This window comes from Janthinobacterium sp. TND4EL3, from assembly GCF_900156175.1.
Classification (GTDB): Bacteria; Pseudomonadota; Gammaproteobacteria; order Burkholderiales; family Burkholderiaceae_D; genus Janthinobacterium.
Genome location: NZ_FTMV01000002.1, coordinates 208,950 through 224,127, shown reverse-complemented (window position 1 = coordinate 224,127; position 15,178 = coordinate 208,950). Strand labels below are relative to the sequence as shown.

General features: G+C 61.1%; 29 protein-coding genes. 19 read left to right on the top strand and 10 right to left on the bottom strand.

Annotated elements, in window-relative coordinates; genetic code table 11:
* Nucleotides 1-30 precede the first annotated feature (30 nt).
* The 10 genes from BXA07_RS04690 to BXA07_RS04645 all read right to left on the bottom strand — a co-directional run bounded on the left by BXA07_RS04690 (nucleotide 31) and on the right by BXA07_RS04645 (nucleotide 6,319).
* Complete coding sequence (locus BXA07_RS04690; protein WP_076566092.1) at nucleotides 31-369, bottom strand: hypothetical protein; 339 nt, start codon at nucleotides 367-369, stop codon at nucleotides 31-33.
* 177 nt (nucleotides 370-546) lie between these two features.
* Nucleotides 547-789: a hypothetical protein gene (locus BXA07_RS04685; protein WP_076566090.1), complete on the bottom strand. Its 243-nt coding sequence runs from the start codon at nucleotides 787-789 to the stop codon at nucleotides 547-549.
* Nucleotides 786-1,823, bottom strand: coding sequence for a tyrosine-type recombinase/integrase (locus BXA07_RS04680; RefSeq protein WP_083708036.1), 1,038 nt, complete (start codon nucleotides 1,821-1,823; stop codon nucleotides 786-788). The genes BXA07_RS04685 and BXA07_RS04680 overlap by 4 nt, the downstream gene beginning before the upstream one ends.
* A gap of 17 nt (nucleotides 1,824-1,840) precedes the next feature.
* The gene (locus tag BXA07_RS04675; RefSeq protein WP_076566088.1) at nucleotides 1,841-3,181 is read right to left on the bottom strand and encodes a replicative DNA helicase; all 1,341 of its coding nucleotides are present in this window, start codon (nucleotides 3,179-3,181) and stop codon (nucleotides 1,841-1,843) included.
* Entirely contained in the window at nucleotides 3,178-4,134 is a 957-nt protein-coding gene (locus tag BXA07_RS29955; protein ID WP_139335427.1) for a hypothetical protein, read from the bottom strand. The genes BXA07_RS04675 and BXA07_RS29955 overlap by 4 nt, the downstream gene beginning before the upstream one ends.
* A complete protein-coding gene (locus tag BXA07_RS04665) occupies nucleotides 4,131-4,502 on the bottom strand; it encodes a hypothetical protein (RefSeq protein ID WP_076566084.1) in 372 nt (123 codons plus the stop codon). The genes BXA07_RS29955 and BXA07_RS04665 overlap by 4 nt, the downstream gene beginning before the upstream one ends.
* 133 nt (nucleotides 4,503-4,635) lie before the next feature.
* Nucleotides 4,636-4,842, bottom strand: a complete 207-nt coding sequence (locus BXA07_RS04660) for a hypothetical protein (RefSeq protein WP_076566082.1) — start codon at nucleotides 4,840-4,842, stop codon at nucleotides 4,636-4,638.
* An 80-nt stretch (nucleotides 4,843-4,922) separates the two neighbouring features.
* Nucleotides 4,923-5,189, bottom strand: a complete 267-nt coding sequence (locus BXA07_RS04655; RefSeq protein ID WP_076566079.1) for a hypothetical protein — start codon at nucleotides 5,187-5,189, stop codon at nucleotides 4,923-4,925.
* A 333-nt stretch (nucleotides 5,190-5,522) separates the two neighbouring features.
* On the bottom strand, nucleotides 5,523-5,930 hold the full coding sequence (locus BXA07_RS04650) for a hypothetical protein (RefSeq protein WP_076566077.1): 408 nt from the start codon (nucleotides 5,928-5,930) through the stop codon (nucleotides 5,523-5,525).
* Nucleotides 5,927-6,319 carry a YdaS family helix-turn-helix protein gene (locus BXA07_RS04645; protein WP_076566075.1) on the bottom strand — a complete coding sequence of 131 codons (393 nt, stop codon included), beginning with the start codon at nucleotides 6,317-6,319 and terminating at the stop codon, nucleotides 5,927-5,929. Before BXA07_RS04645 ends, BXA07_RS04650 begins: the two co-directional genes overlap by 4 nt.
* 72 nt (nucleotides 6,320-6,391) lie before the next feature.
* On the opposite strand from BXA07_RS04645, the gene BXA07_RS04640 reads away from it, so the two are divergent.
* The 19 genes from BXA07_RS04640 to BXA07_RS04560 all read left to right on the top strand — a co-directional run bounded on the left by BXA07_RS04640 (nucleotide 6,392) and on the right by BXA07_RS04560 (nucleotide 15,176).
* A complete protein-coding gene (locus BXA07_RS04640; RefSeq protein WP_076566073.1) occupies nucleotides 6,392-7,105 on the top strand; it encodes an XRE family transcriptional regulator in 714 nt (237 codons plus the stop codon).
* Nucleotides 7,106-7,290: 185 nt separating this feature from the next.
* Nucleotides 7,291-7,479, top strand: a complete 189-nt coding sequence (locus tag BXA07_RS29950; RefSeq protein WP_139335426.1) for a hypothetical protein — start codon at nucleotides 7,291-7,293, stop codon at nucleotides 7,477-7,479.
* Nucleotides 7,480-7,550: 71 nt separating this feature from the next.
* Nucleotides 7,551-7,847 carry a hypothetical protein gene (locus tag BXA07_RS04635; RefSeq protein ID WP_076566071.1) on the top strand — a complete coding sequence of 99 codons (297 nt, stop codon included), beginning with the start codon at nucleotides 7,551-7,553 and terminating at the stop codon, nucleotides 7,845-7,847.
* 207 nt (nucleotides 7,848-8,054) lie between these two features.
* Nucleotides 8,055-8,327 carry a hypothetical protein gene (locus tag BXA07_RS04630; RefSeq protein WP_076566068.1) on the top strand — a complete coding sequence of 91 codons (273 nt, stop codon included), beginning with the start codon at nucleotides 8,055-8,057 and terminating at the stop codon, nucleotides 8,325-8,327.
* Nucleotides 8,324-8,614 carry a hypothetical protein gene (locus BXA07_RS04625; RefSeq protein WP_076566066.1) on the top strand — a complete coding sequence of 97 codons (291 nt, stop codon included), beginning with the start codon at nucleotides 8,324-8,326 and terminating at the stop codon, nucleotides 8,612-8,614. The genes BXA07_RS04630 and BXA07_RS04625 overlap by 4 nt, the downstream gene beginning before the upstream one ends.
* Nucleotides 8,611-9,168: a DUF1566 domain-containing protein gene (locus BXA07_RS31245; RefSeq protein ID WP_244556185.1), complete on the top strand. Its 558-nt coding sequence runs from the start codon at nucleotides 8,611-8,613 to the stop codon at nucleotides 9,166-9,168. Before BXA07_RS04625 ends, BXA07_RS31245 begins: the two co-directional genes overlap by 4 nt.
* Before the next feature lie 53 nt (nucleotides 9,169-9,221).
* Nucleotides 9,222-9,638, top strand: a complete 417-nt coding sequence (locus BXA07_RS04615) for an Lcl C-terminal domain-containing protein (RefSeq protein ID WP_139335425.1) — start codon at nucleotides 9,222-9,224, stop codon at nucleotides 9,636-9,638.
* 30 nt (nucleotides 9,639-9,668) lie between these two features.
* Entirely contained in the window at nucleotides 9,669-10,010 is a 342-nt protein-coding gene (locus tag BXA07_RS04610; RefSeq protein WP_139335424.1) for a hypothetical protein, read from the top strand.
* Complete coding sequence (locus BXA07_RS04605; RefSeq protein WP_076566062.1) at nucleotides 10,007-10,198, top strand: hypothetical protein; 192 nt, start codon at nucleotides 10,007-10,009, stop codon at nucleotides 10,196-10,198. Before BXA07_RS04610 ends, BXA07_RS04605 begins: the two co-directional genes overlap by 4 nt.
* Nucleotides 10,195-10,335: a hypothetical protein gene (locus BXA07_RS30740; RefSeq protein WP_170909607.1), complete on the top strand. Its 141-nt coding sequence runs from the start codon at nucleotides 10,195-10,197 to the stop codon at nucleotides 10,333-10,335. Before BXA07_RS04605 ends, BXA07_RS30740 begins: the two co-directional genes overlap by 4 nt.
* 1 nt (nucleotide 10,336) lies before the next feature.
* Complete coding sequence (locus BXA07_RS04600) at nucleotides 10,337-10,525, top strand: hypothetical protein (protein ID WP_076566060.1); 189 nt, start codon at nucleotides 10,337-10,339, stop codon at nucleotides 10,523-10,525.
* 36 nt (nucleotides 10,526-10,561) lie between these two features.
* The gene (locus tag BXA07_RS04595; protein WP_076566058.1) at nucleotides 10,562-10,912 is read left to right on the top strand and encodes a hypothetical protein; all 351 of its coding nucleotides are present in this window, start codon (nucleotides 10,562-10,564) and stop codon (nucleotides 10,910-10,912) included.
* Nucleotides 10,909-11,802: a DUF2303 family protein gene (locus BXA07_RS04590; protein WP_076566056.1), complete on the top strand. Its 894-nt coding sequence runs from the start codon at nucleotides 10,909-10,911 to the stop codon at nucleotides 11,800-11,802. Before BXA07_RS04595 ends, BXA07_RS04590 begins: the two co-directional genes overlap by 4 nt.
* Before the next feature lie 46 nt (nucleotides 11,803-11,848).
* Nucleotides 11,849-12,193, top strand: a complete 345-nt coding sequence (locus BXA07_RS04585) for a hypothetical protein (protein WP_076566054.1) — start codon at nucleotides 11,849-11,851, stop codon at nucleotides 12,191-12,193.
* A 20-nt stretch (nucleotides 12,194-12,213) separates the two neighbouring features.
* On the top strand, nucleotides 12,214-12,600 hold the full coding sequence (locus BXA07_RS04580; protein ID WP_076566052.1) for an Lcl C-terminal domain-containing protein: 387 nt from the start codon (nucleotides 12,214-12,216) through the stop codon (nucleotides 12,598-12,600).
* A gap of 36 nt (nucleotides 12,601-12,636) precedes the next feature.
* Nucleotides 12,637-13,008 (top strand): hypothetical protein, encoded by a 372-nt coding sequence (locus tag BXA07_RS04575; protein WP_076566050.1) that lies wholly within the window; start codon nucleotides 12,637-12,639, stop codon nucleotides 13,006-13,008.
* A 10-nt stretch (nucleotides 13,009-13,018) separates the two neighbouring features.
* Complete coding sequence (locus BXA07_RS04570; RefSeq protein ID WP_076566048.1) at nucleotides 13,019-13,393, top strand: four helix bundle protein; 375 nt, start codon at nucleotides 13,019-13,021, stop codon at nucleotides 13,391-13,393.
* A gap of 197 nt (nucleotides 13,394-13,590) precedes the next feature.
* A complete protein-coding gene (locus tag BXA07_RS04565) occupies nucleotides 13,591-14,754 on the top strand; it encodes an RNA-directed DNA polymerase (RefSeq protein WP_170909606.1) in 1,164 nt (387 codons plus the stop codon).
* A complete protein-coding gene (locus BXA07_RS04560; RefSeq protein ID WP_076566046.1) occupies nucleotides 14,751-15,176 on the top strand; it encodes a hypothetical protein in 426 nt (141 codons plus the stop codon). The genes BXA07_RS04565 and BXA07_RS04560 overlap by 4 nt, the downstream gene beginning before the upstream one ends.
* Nucleotides 15,177-15,178 lie beyond the last annotated feature (2 nt).

Below are 15,178 nucleotides of genomic sequence, written 5' to 3'. Positions count from 1 at the left end.
CGCGGCTTTTTTCTTGGTTGCAAGCCCCTTTCAGCAGACGATGCGGCTTTTCAGGCTCCCGAACAGCGATTCGATGGCCAGATCAAAAACAACTTCAAAGTCCGCGCGCCAGGCGTTGAACGTGTTCAGCCCATAGTGCGAAAGTACGGCCGTGCGCTGCAAAACAGGCAATTCCCACACGGCAGAATCGACTGCGCGCACTATGAGCTTGTCCACTTCGACCTCGATATCCTCGATGGAGTGGATACGGGCGTCGGGCGCGCCCAGGCACTCGCGGCGCGCTCCTTCGCCAACGGCGCCGCCGACGCTCATGCACTCAGCCCAGCGGTCGAGCATGTTTTTGATGCTGTCGTAGTGTTCTTGTCGCATCGAATTTCCTATTTTCAGTCTATTTTTAATTGCACTTTTCGCCATTTTCCATGGCGGTGCGCTGGATTTGTACCGATGACTACCGATAATCGTGCTATTCAGGTTTCATGCGGCTTTGCGGGGTGGCGTTCGCCAGTTTTTCGCCGGGCTGCTTTTCTTGCGGCGCGGTCATGATTTTCATTCTGGTTGCTCCGGGAAGGTGATATCGGCAGGCTTGCGCGGGGTTGGGTCGCCCACCAGGTAGATCGTCGTGTCGATGCCGCCGCCGTGCACCTGCGGGTGCATGCTGTGCAGGAAGTGCTGCTTGCCGTTGACCAGCACGGCCTGGCAGGTGTACAGCGCGCGCAGCAGTGCGCGATCGTGCTTGTAGGCGGCTTCGGCAGGGTTTTCTGGTTCAAGGTGCGGGTTTGGGTGCTTCATGTGGCTGCCGCCTCATCGGCGAAGCCGATCTTGTCGGCGATCTGCTGCTGCGCGCGCACGGCGATGTCGAGGTTCTTCTCCAGGTAGGCCATGGTGGTGCTGGGGCTCTTATGGCGCATCACCTTCTGGATGGTCTGGATCGGCACGCCTGCTTCCGACAGGAGGGTAGCGAAGCTGCCGCGCAGGCGATGCGGCGTGATGCCTTTTGTCTTGCAGTGGGCGTTAGCGGTGGCGATCGGGCGGCGGGCGAAGCCGGGCGGCTGCTGGCTGCCGTCCTTTCGCGCGGTGATCAGGCCTTCGGCTTGGCGCCGATGTTGCAGGTAGTCGACCAGCCAGGCGGGCATGGGCACGGGTTCGGCCTCTTTGCCCTTGGTGATGCCGGGCGTATAGGTGCGCCGCTCCCAGTCGATCCATTCCCAGCGTGCGCTGGCAGCTTCGCTCTCGCGCAGGCCCAGGCCGAACATGAAGCGGATGGCCGTGCTGACGGCGGGCGAGCGGCGGCCAGCGCAATCGATTGCGTCCAGCCACTGCATGGCGACGTCGAGCGGCAGGATCTTGCGCGGGCGTTTCTGCGTGCTGAGCATGGCCACGTTCCACGGCCGGCGCGTCAACATGCCTTGCTCGACGGCCCAGTTCGTGATCAAGCGCATGATGCGCAGCCAGTGGTTGGCGGTTGCCGGTTCGCGCGCTGCCAAGTGTTCGTTGCGGGCCAGCTCGATGTGGCGCGCAGTGATCTCGCTCACTGGCATGGCGCCAAGGTCGTACAGGTGCAGGCGCATGCAGGTATCCACGCTACGCACGTGGGCCGCGCTCGATACCGGGCCGCGCACCAGCAGCCATTCACGGAACAGCGCCGCCAGCTGCGGCACTGGCTTGCCACCGTTGGTGCGCACCACTTCCTCGTCGTAGGCCCGGGTGGCCGCCGCTTCGGCGCGCGCCTTGTTCCGTTCGCGGGTGCTGCGTTGGACGCGGGTGCCGGCCAACTGGAAGCGGTAGTGCCAGATTTTCTTGATCTTGAACAGGGCGAATGTCATGCAGGTAGTCCTTTTTGCTAGAGGTGCTCGGCCAGGCCGCGCTTGTAGGGCTGCGTCGGCGCCGCCGGGCGTGGGCGGTTGTTATCGGAAAAGCGGGTGTACATGCCCTCGTAGGACAGCAGCACGTCATCGATGCGACCCTGGCGGTTCTTGGCGACGAAAATATCGGCGCAGCCGCGCAAATGGCTTTGTGGGTTGTCCACCTCGTCGCGGTGCACGAAGATGACGATATCGGCGTCCTGCTCGATAGCGCCCGAGTCGCGCAGGTCGGATAGTTGCGGGCGCGCCTTGTTGGCGGCGTTGCGTGACAGCTGCGACAGGGCCAGCACGACGATGTTGAGTTCCTTGGCCAGCGCCTTCAAGCCGCGCGAGATTTCCTCGATCTGGCTGTTGCGGTTGTCGCCGGCGCCGCTCATCAACTGCAGGTAGTCGACCACCAGCAAATCCAGGCCATGCTTGCGCTTCACCAGCCGCGCCTTGCTGCGCACGTCAAGCAGCGTCAGCGCGGGCTGGTCGTCCAGGTGCAGGCCCATAGCATTCAGCTTCACGTTGGCCACGGTGAAATTGCTCCAGTCGGCGTTGTCGAAGTCGCCGCGGATCACCGTGCTGAGCGGGATGCTGCCCAGGGCGGCCACGGCACGGTCGAGCAGCTCGCCGTTCTGCATTTCCTGCGACAGGAACAGCACCGAGTGCGTCTCGGCTGCATTGGTGGCGATGTTCAGGGCCAGCGCGGTTTTGCCCATCGATGGGCGCGCGCCCAGGATCACCAGCGCACCCCGGTTCGGGCCGCCGTTCAGCAGCGCATCGATGTCGGCAAATCCTGTGGCAATGCCGGTGTACTTGCGCTCAGCGCGGTCCCCCAGCACGTCGATGTGCGCCATCATGGCGGCGCTGGCGGCAATTGGTTCGCGCAGCGTGCGTGTTTCGGCCAGCGTGGCCAGGGCAGATTGGGCAAGGTCAAGCACGTCGCCGGCGCTGCGCCCGTCCGGCTTGAAGGCCATTTCGGACATGTCGGCCGTGGCCGCCAGCAGCCCACGGCGCAGCGCGCGGTCGCGCACCAGGTCGGCGTAGCGCCCGATATTGGCCGCGCTGGGCATGCTTTGCGAGACCGAATTCAGGTAAGCCATGCAGTCCGGCATGGCCTGCGCCAGCGCAGTGCCTGCCGAGATCACGTCGCATTCGATGCCCAGCGAGATCTGGCGGATGATCTCCACGAAAATCGTACGGTGCTCGTGGCGGAAAAAGTGCGCGGCACGCAGGTCCCCCATGCGGTCCACGGCGCCGTTGTCGCGCAGCAGCGCACCGATGACCGACTGTTCGGCCTCGATGGCGGCCGGCATTGCGTGTTCTTCGGTCATGCTGCCTCCAGGGTTTCTTGAAATTTTTCTGCCTGCTTGCCGGTCGAGGTCAGGAAATACTGACCCTCACGGTCGATAGCCCACAGCTTGAAATAATTGTTTTCGACGTACTTGCGGAATGTGCCGCGCCAGTCTTTTTGGCGCTTGTCCGGCTGCGTGCCGCCAGGCAGGAAGCGACGGCGGAACTCGGCCCACGCCAGCGTCACCATGTCGAGCGGTAGCTTGGCGCCCTGCTGGTAGGTCCACAGCGGGGCGTAGTCGCGCAGAGGCCGTTCGCCCTTCGCCTGGCATTCGTCGAGAAAGGTCTGCAAAGCGATGGCCGATAGGCGAGGCTTGGCAGCAGGCCCCGCGTCAGCGGGGTTTGGGGGCTTTTCCTTTGAAGATGAAGATGAAGATGAAGATGACGGGGCTGCGCGTGACGCCTGCGCACACGAGAAAGGTGATGGGTTAGGTGAGTCCTTTGGTGATGGCTCGGGTGTATCCTTTGGTGTGGGCTTTGGTGCTTCACCAAAGGGGGGCTTTGGTGAATGGTTTGGTGAAGATTCTTGCAGCGCGTTTGGCACACCTCCGGCATCACCTCGCTGGATGCGCTTGTATTCATCGATCACCATGCGCGACGAATACCATAGCGGGCCTTCCTGGCCGGCCAACAAAGCGATGGGCGTGCCGTTTCTGCGGCCGGAGCGCGGCACATACACCAAGGGCGCTTCCAGCGCGCCAGCATCCACGCCCTTGAGCACGCCCTTGTTGATCAGGCCCTGCAGCTTCTGCTCGGTGCAGCCGACTGCCTGGGCGATCTCAGCCAGCGGCCAGCGGCAGACGCCGTATTCGGACTGGTCGTGCAGCAGGCACAGCACGTCCAGCCAGATACCCTTTTCCTCATGTGTACAACGACGCAGATTGCTGTTGGCCTGCCAGTCGGCCGGATAAAATTGAAACGACGGGCGGATCATGCGCAGCTCTCAGGGTGAATGGTTTCGGTTGTCTGCCCGGCGTGGACGGCGCGGCGCACAACGGTGACGGGCTGCGCCTCGCTCGGGCCGCGATGGTGCGCCGTGGCCACGCTACAGGCGCTTGGCGCCGGCTTGCCTTGCAGTGCCAGGCGCGCAGCCGTGGTCAGGGAATAGGTGATGTTGTCCAGCTTGATCTGGGCCAGAAGCAGGTTGCCGAAGGTCTCGCGCATGCGGCACTCCACATCCGGCTGCTCCAGGTCGGCGCCGATACGTTCGCAGATTTGGTAAAAGGTGCCAGGCGCTTCCAGCAGCGCGCGCAGCACCAGGTATGGGCGGGAGCCTATGCGATGCATCAAGCGCGCCGTCATGGCTGCACCTGTACGGCCAGGGGCTTCTTGGATAGCAAGGAGTATGTTATTCTTGGCATGTTCGTTTTATGTAGTGGTTTTGGGAAGCCCGCCTTGCTCGCGGGCTTTTTTTCGTCTCAAGGTACTGGCGCCGCTACGACGGCGGATCGGGCGTATCCATGTAGGCATCTACCGCTTGGCGCAGCTTTTGCGTCTCACGAAACAGCCTGTTACCCGCCCGCCATCGCGCCTTGGCATCCAGCTGCTTCTTGGCCGCCAGATCCACCTTGTCGCTCTGGCGCCACACGCATGCCGCCTGCAGCGCGTAGTCCGCTGCCGTCGTGCTCTGCTCTTTCTTCATCCTGTCCCTCGTCTTTCTGCGCCGGCTCAACTGGCCGGCCTATCGGTCTGATTTCGTACATCGGTTCCGCCTCTATTCCGTTAAACCCGCATGTGCATCTTGGGGATGACGCCAAAACTCGGGCGGCATGGCAGCAACTGGGACCGGCGGCGCGGGCCGCCATTGGGCCCTTCGCGGCGCTCGCCAGGCTGGCTACCATGACGTTGTTGGCGCGCCCAGTGCAACAGGCTCTGGCGGGCCTGGTCGCTGCGCGTGACGCCAGCTGCAGCGCATGCCTGCATGATGGTTTTCTCTTCCTCGGGGTCGAGGTAGGTTTTCAGCAACTTCGTGCGGGTGGTGGTGCTCATGGGTTTCCTTTTAAAAGTGGATCTGGACTACGGGTGATGCGGTACTAAAAAGGGTGGGAAATTCCTTCGTGCTACATTGCTATCTCCACAACAACAATTTGAAGGAACCTCCCATGGGCTATCCAATTGCTACAAATTTTGTTTCTATCGAACTAAGTCCCGAACCTCTCGAACACGGACAAACGGTTTTCAAAGCATCGGTGACGCTGCAAAGTACTGCTGGCCCTATTCCTGAGCATGTAATTTTCACCGTCGCGGTCAAGGCTGGAAATCGCACCATTGTGGAAATTCACAAAGAGGCCATCAGCCGTGCTGCCTTGATACTCGCGAGCGTCAGTGGGTTAGGCCATCCACACCCAGAGGACGCTGTGGCGGCATGGGCGCAGCTGGCTGAGGACCTTCCTCGAACGCAGATAAGCCAGCCTTAAAGGCAGCCGCTGCAGCTTTGGCTGTGCCTTCCGGATCTTTCACGAAGACGCAGCTCGAATTTGCGATGACCTGCGTCAGCAGCACTACCAGTGCGGCGCGGTCACGGTCCGGCTGATAAGCGCTCGAAGCGCATGCAGCGAACTGGTAGCCAACTTGGCCGCCGGTTATTTCTTCCGGGCGCGGCGGGTTGGCCAGCTGCGTGCGGTTCGAGCCAAAGGGCAGGCCTTCCACCTTGATCAGCACGCCGAACAGCTTGGCGACAAGGTGGACGGGGAGGATGCGCCAGCGCGCGTGGGTGGTGGTGCGGTTCATGGCTTTTCCTTTGGTTCGGATGAAGGGGCGCTGGTGGACAGCACGACGCAGTGGGCTGGCACGGTGTCCAGGATGTTGCTGGTGGAGGGGGGCTGGCGACCGGGGTGGCCGGGGGGCGGCACAGGGTCGGTGGTGCGGCGGTGGGCGACAAGTCCGGGCGACTGGCTTAGGCGCAAATATTCCCAATCAACCTTCGCATTGAGTGCCTCGCACCGTGAAGCACCATTTGAAAATTTTTCAATTTCAGGACATTTGTCCGCCGGAGCGTACCCGCGTTTGATCCACTCATAAACCGACACTGGACTGATCCCAAAATGGGCGGCCACTGCCGCAACACCCCCAGCGCGAGCAATGGCTTCTTTGACTTGGGCTTGAGCTTGTGTATTCATAGGCTAATTATCAGGTTAAACCTAATAATTAGTCAAGGTTAAACCTTCTTTATTTTTGATAGGCTATGCCTTATGAAATTTCCTGAAATATTGCGGGCGCGCCGTAAAGAACTGGGACTTACCCAGCAAGACATAGCCGATATCTGGGGCATAAAATCCGTCAACGTTTCCGACTGGGAGCGAGGAAAGGGTATGCCCGAAACGGCACGCCTCGGCGCACTAGCCAAACGCCTAGGAATGACCATCTCGGAATTGATGGGGGAAGCTACGCCTCGCCTTGACGTAAAGGATCGCACTGACGGCTTACATGGAGCATCAAAGGTCAATGCGATTCACCCTGACGACCCGATGGACGATGACGTGGTCTACGTCCCGGAGTCGCGGATTGAATTTGCTGCAGGCAATGGCCGTAATGCCGTGTATGAACTGATCGAGGATCAGGAGCCGGCAAGCTATCGCCTATCCTGGTTCCAAAAATACGGAATTAACCCCGAGCGCGTGCGTCGTTTCCGCGTTTCCGGCGAAAGCATGGAGCCGATGCTATTTGATCGAGATACCATCCTTGTCAATACAGACGAGGTCAATATTATTGATGGGAAAATGTACGCCATTCGATATGGCGACGAACTGCGGGTAAAGTATCTTTTTCGGAAACTTGACGGCACGCTGACGCTTCGCAGTGTCAATCCACTGTTTAAGGACGAGGAAGTACCACCGCAGCTTGCGAATGATCACATTTCCATAATAGGTAGGGTTCGCGACCGCAGTGGAACAGGCGGGCTGTGAAATTTTCCGCGACAATTCGATAGATTTCCACATGGAAATATTTCATATAATGCAGCGGTGTAACGTTGCGCCGAATGCCAAGCATAGGGAATGAGATGAGTAAATTATTCGTAGCAATCGCAGTGCTTTTTATCTCGGGATGTGCCACGCAGACGGGAGTCATATCCACCGGGCAGGATTCATATATGATCATCAACCAAGGCACAGGCTTCTGGGCATCGCCGAGCACGTTAGTTGCAAATGCCACCCGCGAAGCTGGAAATCATTGTGCGAACCAGCGCAAACAACTGGAGATTCTATCGACACAAGAGCGCCCCTTTGGATTACGACCTGGCGCCTACCCTGAGGGCGAAATTCGTTTCACCTGCAAATAAAAACACCATGCCCGTGCTAGTACGGACAAGGTACAACAGCACGTCACCATGTTGATAGCTAGAAAGTCAAAATGAAAATAATCGCTGTATTTCCGATTGTCGCCGTGCTCGTAGCCTGCCAGTCGGTCAGTGATGTTGTGCCAGCTGGGCAAGATACCTACTTGGTCGGCGCCACCGTCCGTGGTGGCATGAGCTCAGATGCCGAGGTAACTGCCATCAGCATCCGGCGTGCCAACGAGTTTTGTGTCGCCAAAGGGAGACGCTTCGAGATTATGAATGCCGCCAACTCCGGGACACAAGGATGGACGCCGCAGCAGTCGCAAGTGATGTTTCGTTGCGTGGATGCGCAGATAGGCAGCCCTCTATGAGGTCAGGAGCCTCTAAATAGTCGATTCATGAACCCACGCAATGTGGGTATTTTTTCGCCCATTGATTCGGGTGTGGAATTATTTTCAACAAAATTCCCAGCAAGCTAAGGCAAAACCTTAATTATTTTTAGGTTTGGCCTTGCAATTAATTAAGGTTTAACCTAATATCCAATCCATCGATGCACCACATCAACCGATGGAGAGAAAATGTCACACACCGCCAGCCCCACCGCCACACCTTCCACCGCCAGCGCCACGGCCGCCGCACCCGGCGCGCCATCCTCCGCCATCGATCTCGTTGCCGACAAGCTGCTCGACGCCGAATTGTGGCCAGAAGACGGCGAGATCGTCGCCGAGATCCGTGCCATGTTCATGCACAACTGGGGCATGGATGCCACCCAGGCCGACGCGCGCATGTCGCGCTTCGATTTCAAGGCCGCTCTGGCCAGCCTCGCCGCGGTGGAAGGTGGTGCAGCATGAAATTCAATATCTACCTCGTCATCGCCGTGGCCATCATCAGCGCCATCGCCGGCAGCCTGGCCATGAGCCTGGGCGAAATCGAGCCAGCGCTGACCGCAGCCATCATTCTGCTGTCCGTGCTGGTCCTGGGCTGGGGCGCCGGCGCCATGTCGTCGCAAGCCGAGATCGACCGCCTGACCAGCATCGAGGCTGGCGCCCGCATCCGGGCCAGCTGCCTGATCACCACACGCAACCGGCTGGAGCGTGAGCTCGAGCAGCTGCTGGACGTGAAAGGCGGTGTGCTGTGAGCGCCGCGATCCTTGCCCTGCCAGCTGAGCACGCGAACATCATTTTCGACGCCTTGATCGATTCCCGCTGCTTCAATCATGAAATGGGCCGCATGCCTGGCGCGGATCTGCGTTACTGGGAAGAGAAAAAGAAGGCCATCGACGCCGCCTACTTCGCCCTGCAGCTGGCTACCGGGGCACTGCCGAACGTCGCCACTACTGCCTCCATCACCATCGGCGCCGCATTCGCCGGCGGAATCTACGCCGGCATCAGCCGCGGCGTCGACGGCGCGCCAGACGAACACCTGGTGCTGCTGCCTGGCGAGGCTGTCGATATCGACTGGGAGGCCGCTGGCACCTTTGCTGCTTCCGCCGGCGGCGTGCTGCCGACCCGTGCCGAGCAGGCGCTGTTATACGAAAACCTGAAGCACGAGTTCGAGCCGAACTGGTACTGGTCAAGTGAGCAGGCCGGCCCCTCTGACGCGTGGTTTCAGTATTTCTACTATGGCTACCAGCTCAGCTACTACCGCTCGTACGAGGGCCGCGCCCGCGCCGTCCGCAGATTGCCAATTTAACGATTTATCAATTTATTTTTCTCGTCCGCCCGCAACCACTATAGGAGCCATCCATGAGCATCAGCACCGCAGCAGCAACTGAAACAGCCGTCACTGACATTCCCCATGCCAAGACCATCCCCGCCGCCATCGGCGCCGCATTCGCTGGCGGCACCTACGCCGGCATCAGCCGCGGCGTCGACGGCGCGCCAGACGAGCACCTGGTGCTGCTGCCTGGCGAGGCGGTCGATGTCGACTGGGATGCCGCCCGCGCCTTTGCCACCAGCATCGGCGGCGAGCTGCCGACCCGCGCCGAGCAAGCGCTGCTGTTCGGCAACCTGAAGGACCAGTTCCAGCGCGACTGGTATTGGTCCGGCGAGCAGGCCGGCCCCTCTAACGCGTGGGGTCAGGTTTTCTACGATGGCTACCAGTTCGGCAACGACCGCTCGTACGAGGGCCGCGCCCGCGCCGTCCGCAGATTGCCAATTTAATCCTTTATCAATTTCAACCTGAGAACCGCCATGTCGCTCGCAAATATTGTTTCTATTGCTGCTGCCGGCGCGCCGGCCAGCGCACCACTGACTGTCCGTCGTGTGGCCTTGGTCATGCCGGATCGGCGGCTGCGCCTGGCCGTCGGCCCGACGTTCAGTGTGACCAATGGCCGCGGCGAGCGCATCGCGCTGGTGTCGGTGGTGCAGCGCGGCTTGGGCAGCGCCCGTACCGCTGCGGCACGCATGGCGTTTTCCGCCGAGATCACCGGCGCGCTGCGCCTGGCGAGCATGGATTACGAGCAGACCGGCGCTGTGTCGCCTGAAACCATCAGCCTGATGCGCCGGCTGCTCGATGACATAGGTGCTGCATGAGCGCCAGGGACTTGCTCGACATGATCCGCCAGTGCGCCGTCGACGCGCGCATCAAAGAATCGGGCGATGTGGAGGCGCGGGCGCATGCCTTCATCGCCATGTTGTCCGGATCGCTGGAGCAGTACGACGCGATCGGCGCGGAGGTGGTGTTTTTGCTTTTGCAGCCCGCCGCCGGTGGTTCTCAATGATCGCCTTCATCGTGATCGTGCGGCGCGCCGGCCTGGTCGTGGCAACTTACAACGAAACCGCCATCGACAGCAGCACGGCGGTGATGAATGCGCAGGTACGTTACGGCGCCTGCGCCGTGTTCGTGCAGGTGGCATGACATGGCGCGCGTCGAGCCGGACCGCGCGGCGCTGCAGATTGCTCACAGCCTGTTGCGCAGCACCTGGTCCCTCGACGACATGCTCAAGGTTCCCAGCCTGAAATTGGTGCTGTACGTCACGGCGCGCCGCCACATGAAGCGCCGCGAACGGTTCGACCCGAAAAAAATGCAAGCGAACGACAACGACTGACCCATCAACTGAAGTAATTTTATGAAAGACCCTCTCATGGCACAGAAAGCATTCGCCGTGTTTTTGCAAGACCTGCGCGACGGCCGCGCTCATTCGGAACTGTCCAGCATGCTCGGCGAGCTGCTGGCCAAGGTGAAGGAAACCGGCAAGGGCGGCGCCCTGAGCCTGAGCATCAAGATCAAGCCCGCCGGCCGTGGCCAGGACGTCGACAAGGTCACGATCTCGGACGAGGTCAAGTTGACCCTGCCGAAACCCGAGCGTGGCGACGACTTCTACTGGCTCACCGAAGACAACGATCTCTCGCGCAATCACCCGAAACAAGGAAGCCTGGAGCTGCGCGAAGCTCCAGCTCCAACCCCATCCACCTTTAAGGAAGTCGCCAAATGAACCACAACACCACCTCGGGCGCTGACGCTGCGCCGACACCCGTTCCAGCCGTCGAGCATCTGCATATCGATTCGTCGGTGATCGACAAGCTGGGCGCGCTGACGGCGGCCGCCAGCGCCGTGCGGAACGTCGGCGACGCCAGTTATATCCTGGTGCCGGAAGGTTTCGAGTTGAAGGATGTCACCGCTGCGCTGGAAAAAGTGCAGGCGACTCCAAACCGCAAGGCTGGCACGGTCCACCTGGGCGACCTGGACAGTTTCCTGACGTTTGTGGGCGTGCAGGGCGCCGCCAGTGACTGCTATATCTATGCCGACCTGGACACCCGCACCCTTACTGCCGTGCTCAACGATCACCGCCATCTGGCCGACCATGAACAGCCGGGCTGGCGCGACTTCCGCGCCACCTACAAGGCCGAGCTGAGCCGCGAGGCCACCATCTGGCTGACGCACGACAAGAAGCTGAAAGAGCAGGAAGAGTTTGCCATTTTCCTCGAAGACAACATCGCCGACGTAGTGCCGGGCGAAGGCCTGCCTACCGGCGACACGCTGCTGGCGGTGGCGCTGACCCTGCAGGCAAAGACCGAGGTCAATTTCAGTTCGCACAAGCGTCTGGACAATGGGCAGACCCAGCTGGCCTATTCCGAAACCATCGACGCCCGTGCCCAGGGTGGCGCCATCGAAATCCCACGCGAATTCGCCGTCGGCGCGCGCCTGTTCAAGGGTGGCCACGGCTACCGCATCAAGGCGCGCCTGAAGTACCGCCTGGGTTCCGGCAAGGTGAAGTTCTGGTACGAGCTGGACCGCCCGGAAAACGCCATCGAGGAAGCGTTCAGCGAGTACGTCGAGCAGGCGCGCGCCAGCGGCTTTACCGTGCTGATGGGCAAGCCGTAACCAAGGCCTAGTGATGCGACGTCCACTTCCCGCAGGCAATGTGCCGATGATGACCGAAACCCAGCGACTACTGGCGCTGCAGCTGCGCATGGCTGTCGAGGCGATTATCGGCGCGCCATCGGTCGACACGTTCAACACGCTGTCGAAGATATTTGCCGCTCTCTGCGCATGCGGGATGGTGGGTGATGCAATCGATCTGGCCACCGAGACCATGTGCGTGATCTGCGATCGCTACGAGCGCGTGCAGCGTGTCGGCGTCAAGGATGACGAAGCGGCAGCGCTGCGCCTGGCCGCTGACGGCATCGACGCCAGGCTGTCGATGATCCCGATCAACAAGCTGCACCGCGCGATTGCGGAAGTAGAAATCTTTTGCGCCAGCGTTGGCGCGTGACATCAACCGATAGGACAACCATGAACACCACCACCGCAGCAGCACTTGCAACCATCCCGGCCGCCATCGGCGCCGCCTTCGCCGGCGGTATTTACGCCGGCATCATGCGCGGCGTCGACGGCGCGCCGGACCAGCACCTGGTGCTGCTGCCGGGCGCCGCCGAAGACGTGAGCTGGGAGGCCGCTGGCGAATGGGCCAAGGCCGAGGGCGGCGAGCTGCCGACGCGTCGCGAGCAGCGCCTGCTGTTCATCAACCTGAAAGACCAGTTTGAAGAGGACTGGTACTGGTCCAGCGAGCAGGCCGGCCCCTCTGGCGCGTGGTTTCAGGGTTTCCTCAATGGCACCCAGAACGGCAACCACCGCTCGTACGAGGGCCGCGCCCGCGCCGTCCGCAGATTGCCAATTTAACGATTTATCAATTTTCTTTCACTTCGAAAGCCCAGCATGAGCAAACAACAATTCATGGCCGAGAACCTGCAGAAAGGCGAGATCTACGCCGGCCTGGTCCTCGGCAAGGACGGCGCCGCCGACTACCACCTGTTCCTGCAGCCCGGAGCGGCTACCGGCGTGACGTGGCAGGCAGCCATGGACTGGGCCAAGAAGCTCGGCCACAGCCTTCCCTCGCGCGCTGAGCAGGCGCTGCTGTTCGCCAACCTGAAGGACCAGTTCGAGCCGCGCTGGTACTGGTCCAGTGAGCAGGCCGGCCCCTCTTACGCGTGGCTTCAGGGTTTCTACCTTGGCTCCCAGTTCATTCTTCAGCCGCTCGTACGAGGGCCGCGCCCGCGCCGTCCGCAGATTAGAAATTTAACCCTTTAACCATTTCAACATGGCCAACCATACCGACCTGCCGATTTCCAAAGTTGCATACGACCTGCTGGTCGTGGCGACCGAGCTGACCAAGAACATGCCCCGCGACTTCAAGGCATCGATTGGCAAGGAAATCCGCGACGAGTGCGTGCGATTGACGGTGCTGATCTTCCGCGCGAACGTCGCGGGCGACAAGACACCGTATCTCGACAATTTGCTCGAGCGCGCGCAGGTGATCGAGTTGCTGCTCCGGCTGTCTAGGGACTTGCGCTTTATCTCGGTCAAGCAGTATGCGGCGGCCATCGCACTGACCAGCATGATCGGCAAGCAGGCCGGTGGCTGGAAGAAATACACCGCATCGTCGCCTGCCGCATCCCGGTCAAGGCCGGGTTGACTGTGCGAATTTTTTAATCTGGTCGTGCCGCTGGCTCACAAGGCCACCGCTATGCGCACCATAGGAACCGACCGGCGGTGTCCGGACAGGCCTGGCGCAGTTTCCCCGCTGATCGGCATAGCCTTCGGTGGGGCGACGTAGATAGCACGAATTGACGCAGGCCGGCCCCTCTAACGCGTGGAATCAGAATTTCAACAATGGCAACCAGAACAACAACAACCGCTCGTACGAGGGCCGCGCCCGCGCCGTCCGCAGATCATCCCGATGCGCACTTTACGCTCGATCAGCTGGCCGTCGCGTATTTCGACTGCCGTCGCACCAAACGCAATACCCCCAGCGCCCTGGTGTTTGAGCAGCACCTGGAGCGCAACCTGATCAACCTGTTCGATGACCTGCAGGATGGCAGCTACCAGCCAGGCCAGTCGATCTGCTTCGTCGTCACGCGCCCCAAAGCGCGCGAGGTGTGGGCGGCCGACTTCCGCGATCGTGTGGTGCACCACCTGCTGTACAACAAAATCTCGCCGCGCTTTTACGCTTCGTTCATCAAGGACACCTGTGCTTGCATTCCCGGGCGCGGCACGATGTATGCGGCCAAGCGGCTCGAAGCGAAGATCCGCAGCGTCACGCAGAACTGGGCCCGGCCTGCCTTTTACCTGAAGTGCGACCTGGCCAACTTTTTTGTTGCCATCGACAAGGACGTGCTGCGCGGCCAGATCGCCGCGCGCGTCAGCGAGCCGTGGTGGTTGCGCCTGGCTGAAACAATCCTGTTCCATGACCCGCGCGAGAACTACCAGCTGCGCGGCGCGCCCGAGCTACTGGCGCGTGTGCCGGCGCACAAGCGCCTGGTCAATCAGCCGGCGCACCTGGGCCTGCCGATCGGCAATCTTTCGTCGCAGTTCTTCGCAAATATTTATCTGGATGCGCTGGACCAGCACGCCAAGCACCGCATCGGCGCCAAGCATTACATCCGCTACGTTGACGACTTCCTGCTACTGCACGAATCGCCGCAGTGGCTGGGCGCGGCGCTGGCCAGCATCAACGAGTTCCTGCCCCGCGTGCTGCACGCCAACCTCAATCCCACCAAGACGATCTTGCAGCCGATCGCGCGCGGCGTGGATTTCGTCGGCCAGGTCATCAAGCCCTGGCACTCGCGCACGCGGCGCCGCACCGTGCACGAGGCCACCAGCCGTATTGCCGGCATACCGGCCGACGACGTATTCGCGGCGGCCAACAGCTATTTCGGCCTGCTGCGCCAGGCGGACAGCAGCCATGCCGACCGTGCGGCGCTGGCGCGCGCGGTGATGCGGCGCGGGCATTGCATCAACGGAGCTCTCACAAAAACCTATAGGAAATCATCATGATGTACGACCTCGCACGCGTTGAACGCCAGCATTTGGCCAACAAAAAAGGGCCCGTATTTTCGCTGATCCGCAAGCTCTGCGCCTGTGGCAAGGCCAGCACTGCTAAGCATCTGGCCCAGCACGGCAAATGCGCCGCCTGCGCGCTGGCCGCCGTCCGTGACGCAATCCTGCCTGGCGACTTCGCAAAGCTGCAGCACATGCTGGGCGCCGTGAAGCAATACCCGAAATCCAAATGGGGCTGGCGTAATTACTTTGCCGCCGGCAGCGGTCAGCAGCACGAGGCCATGCAGCGCCTGGCGGCTGCCGGCCTGGCCACTGCTGGCCGCGCATGCGGCGACATTACCTATTTCTATGCCACCCGCCTGGGCTGCAAGGCTGCTGGCCTCGATGGCGCTGGCATCAAGCGCGCAATGGAGGATTGACG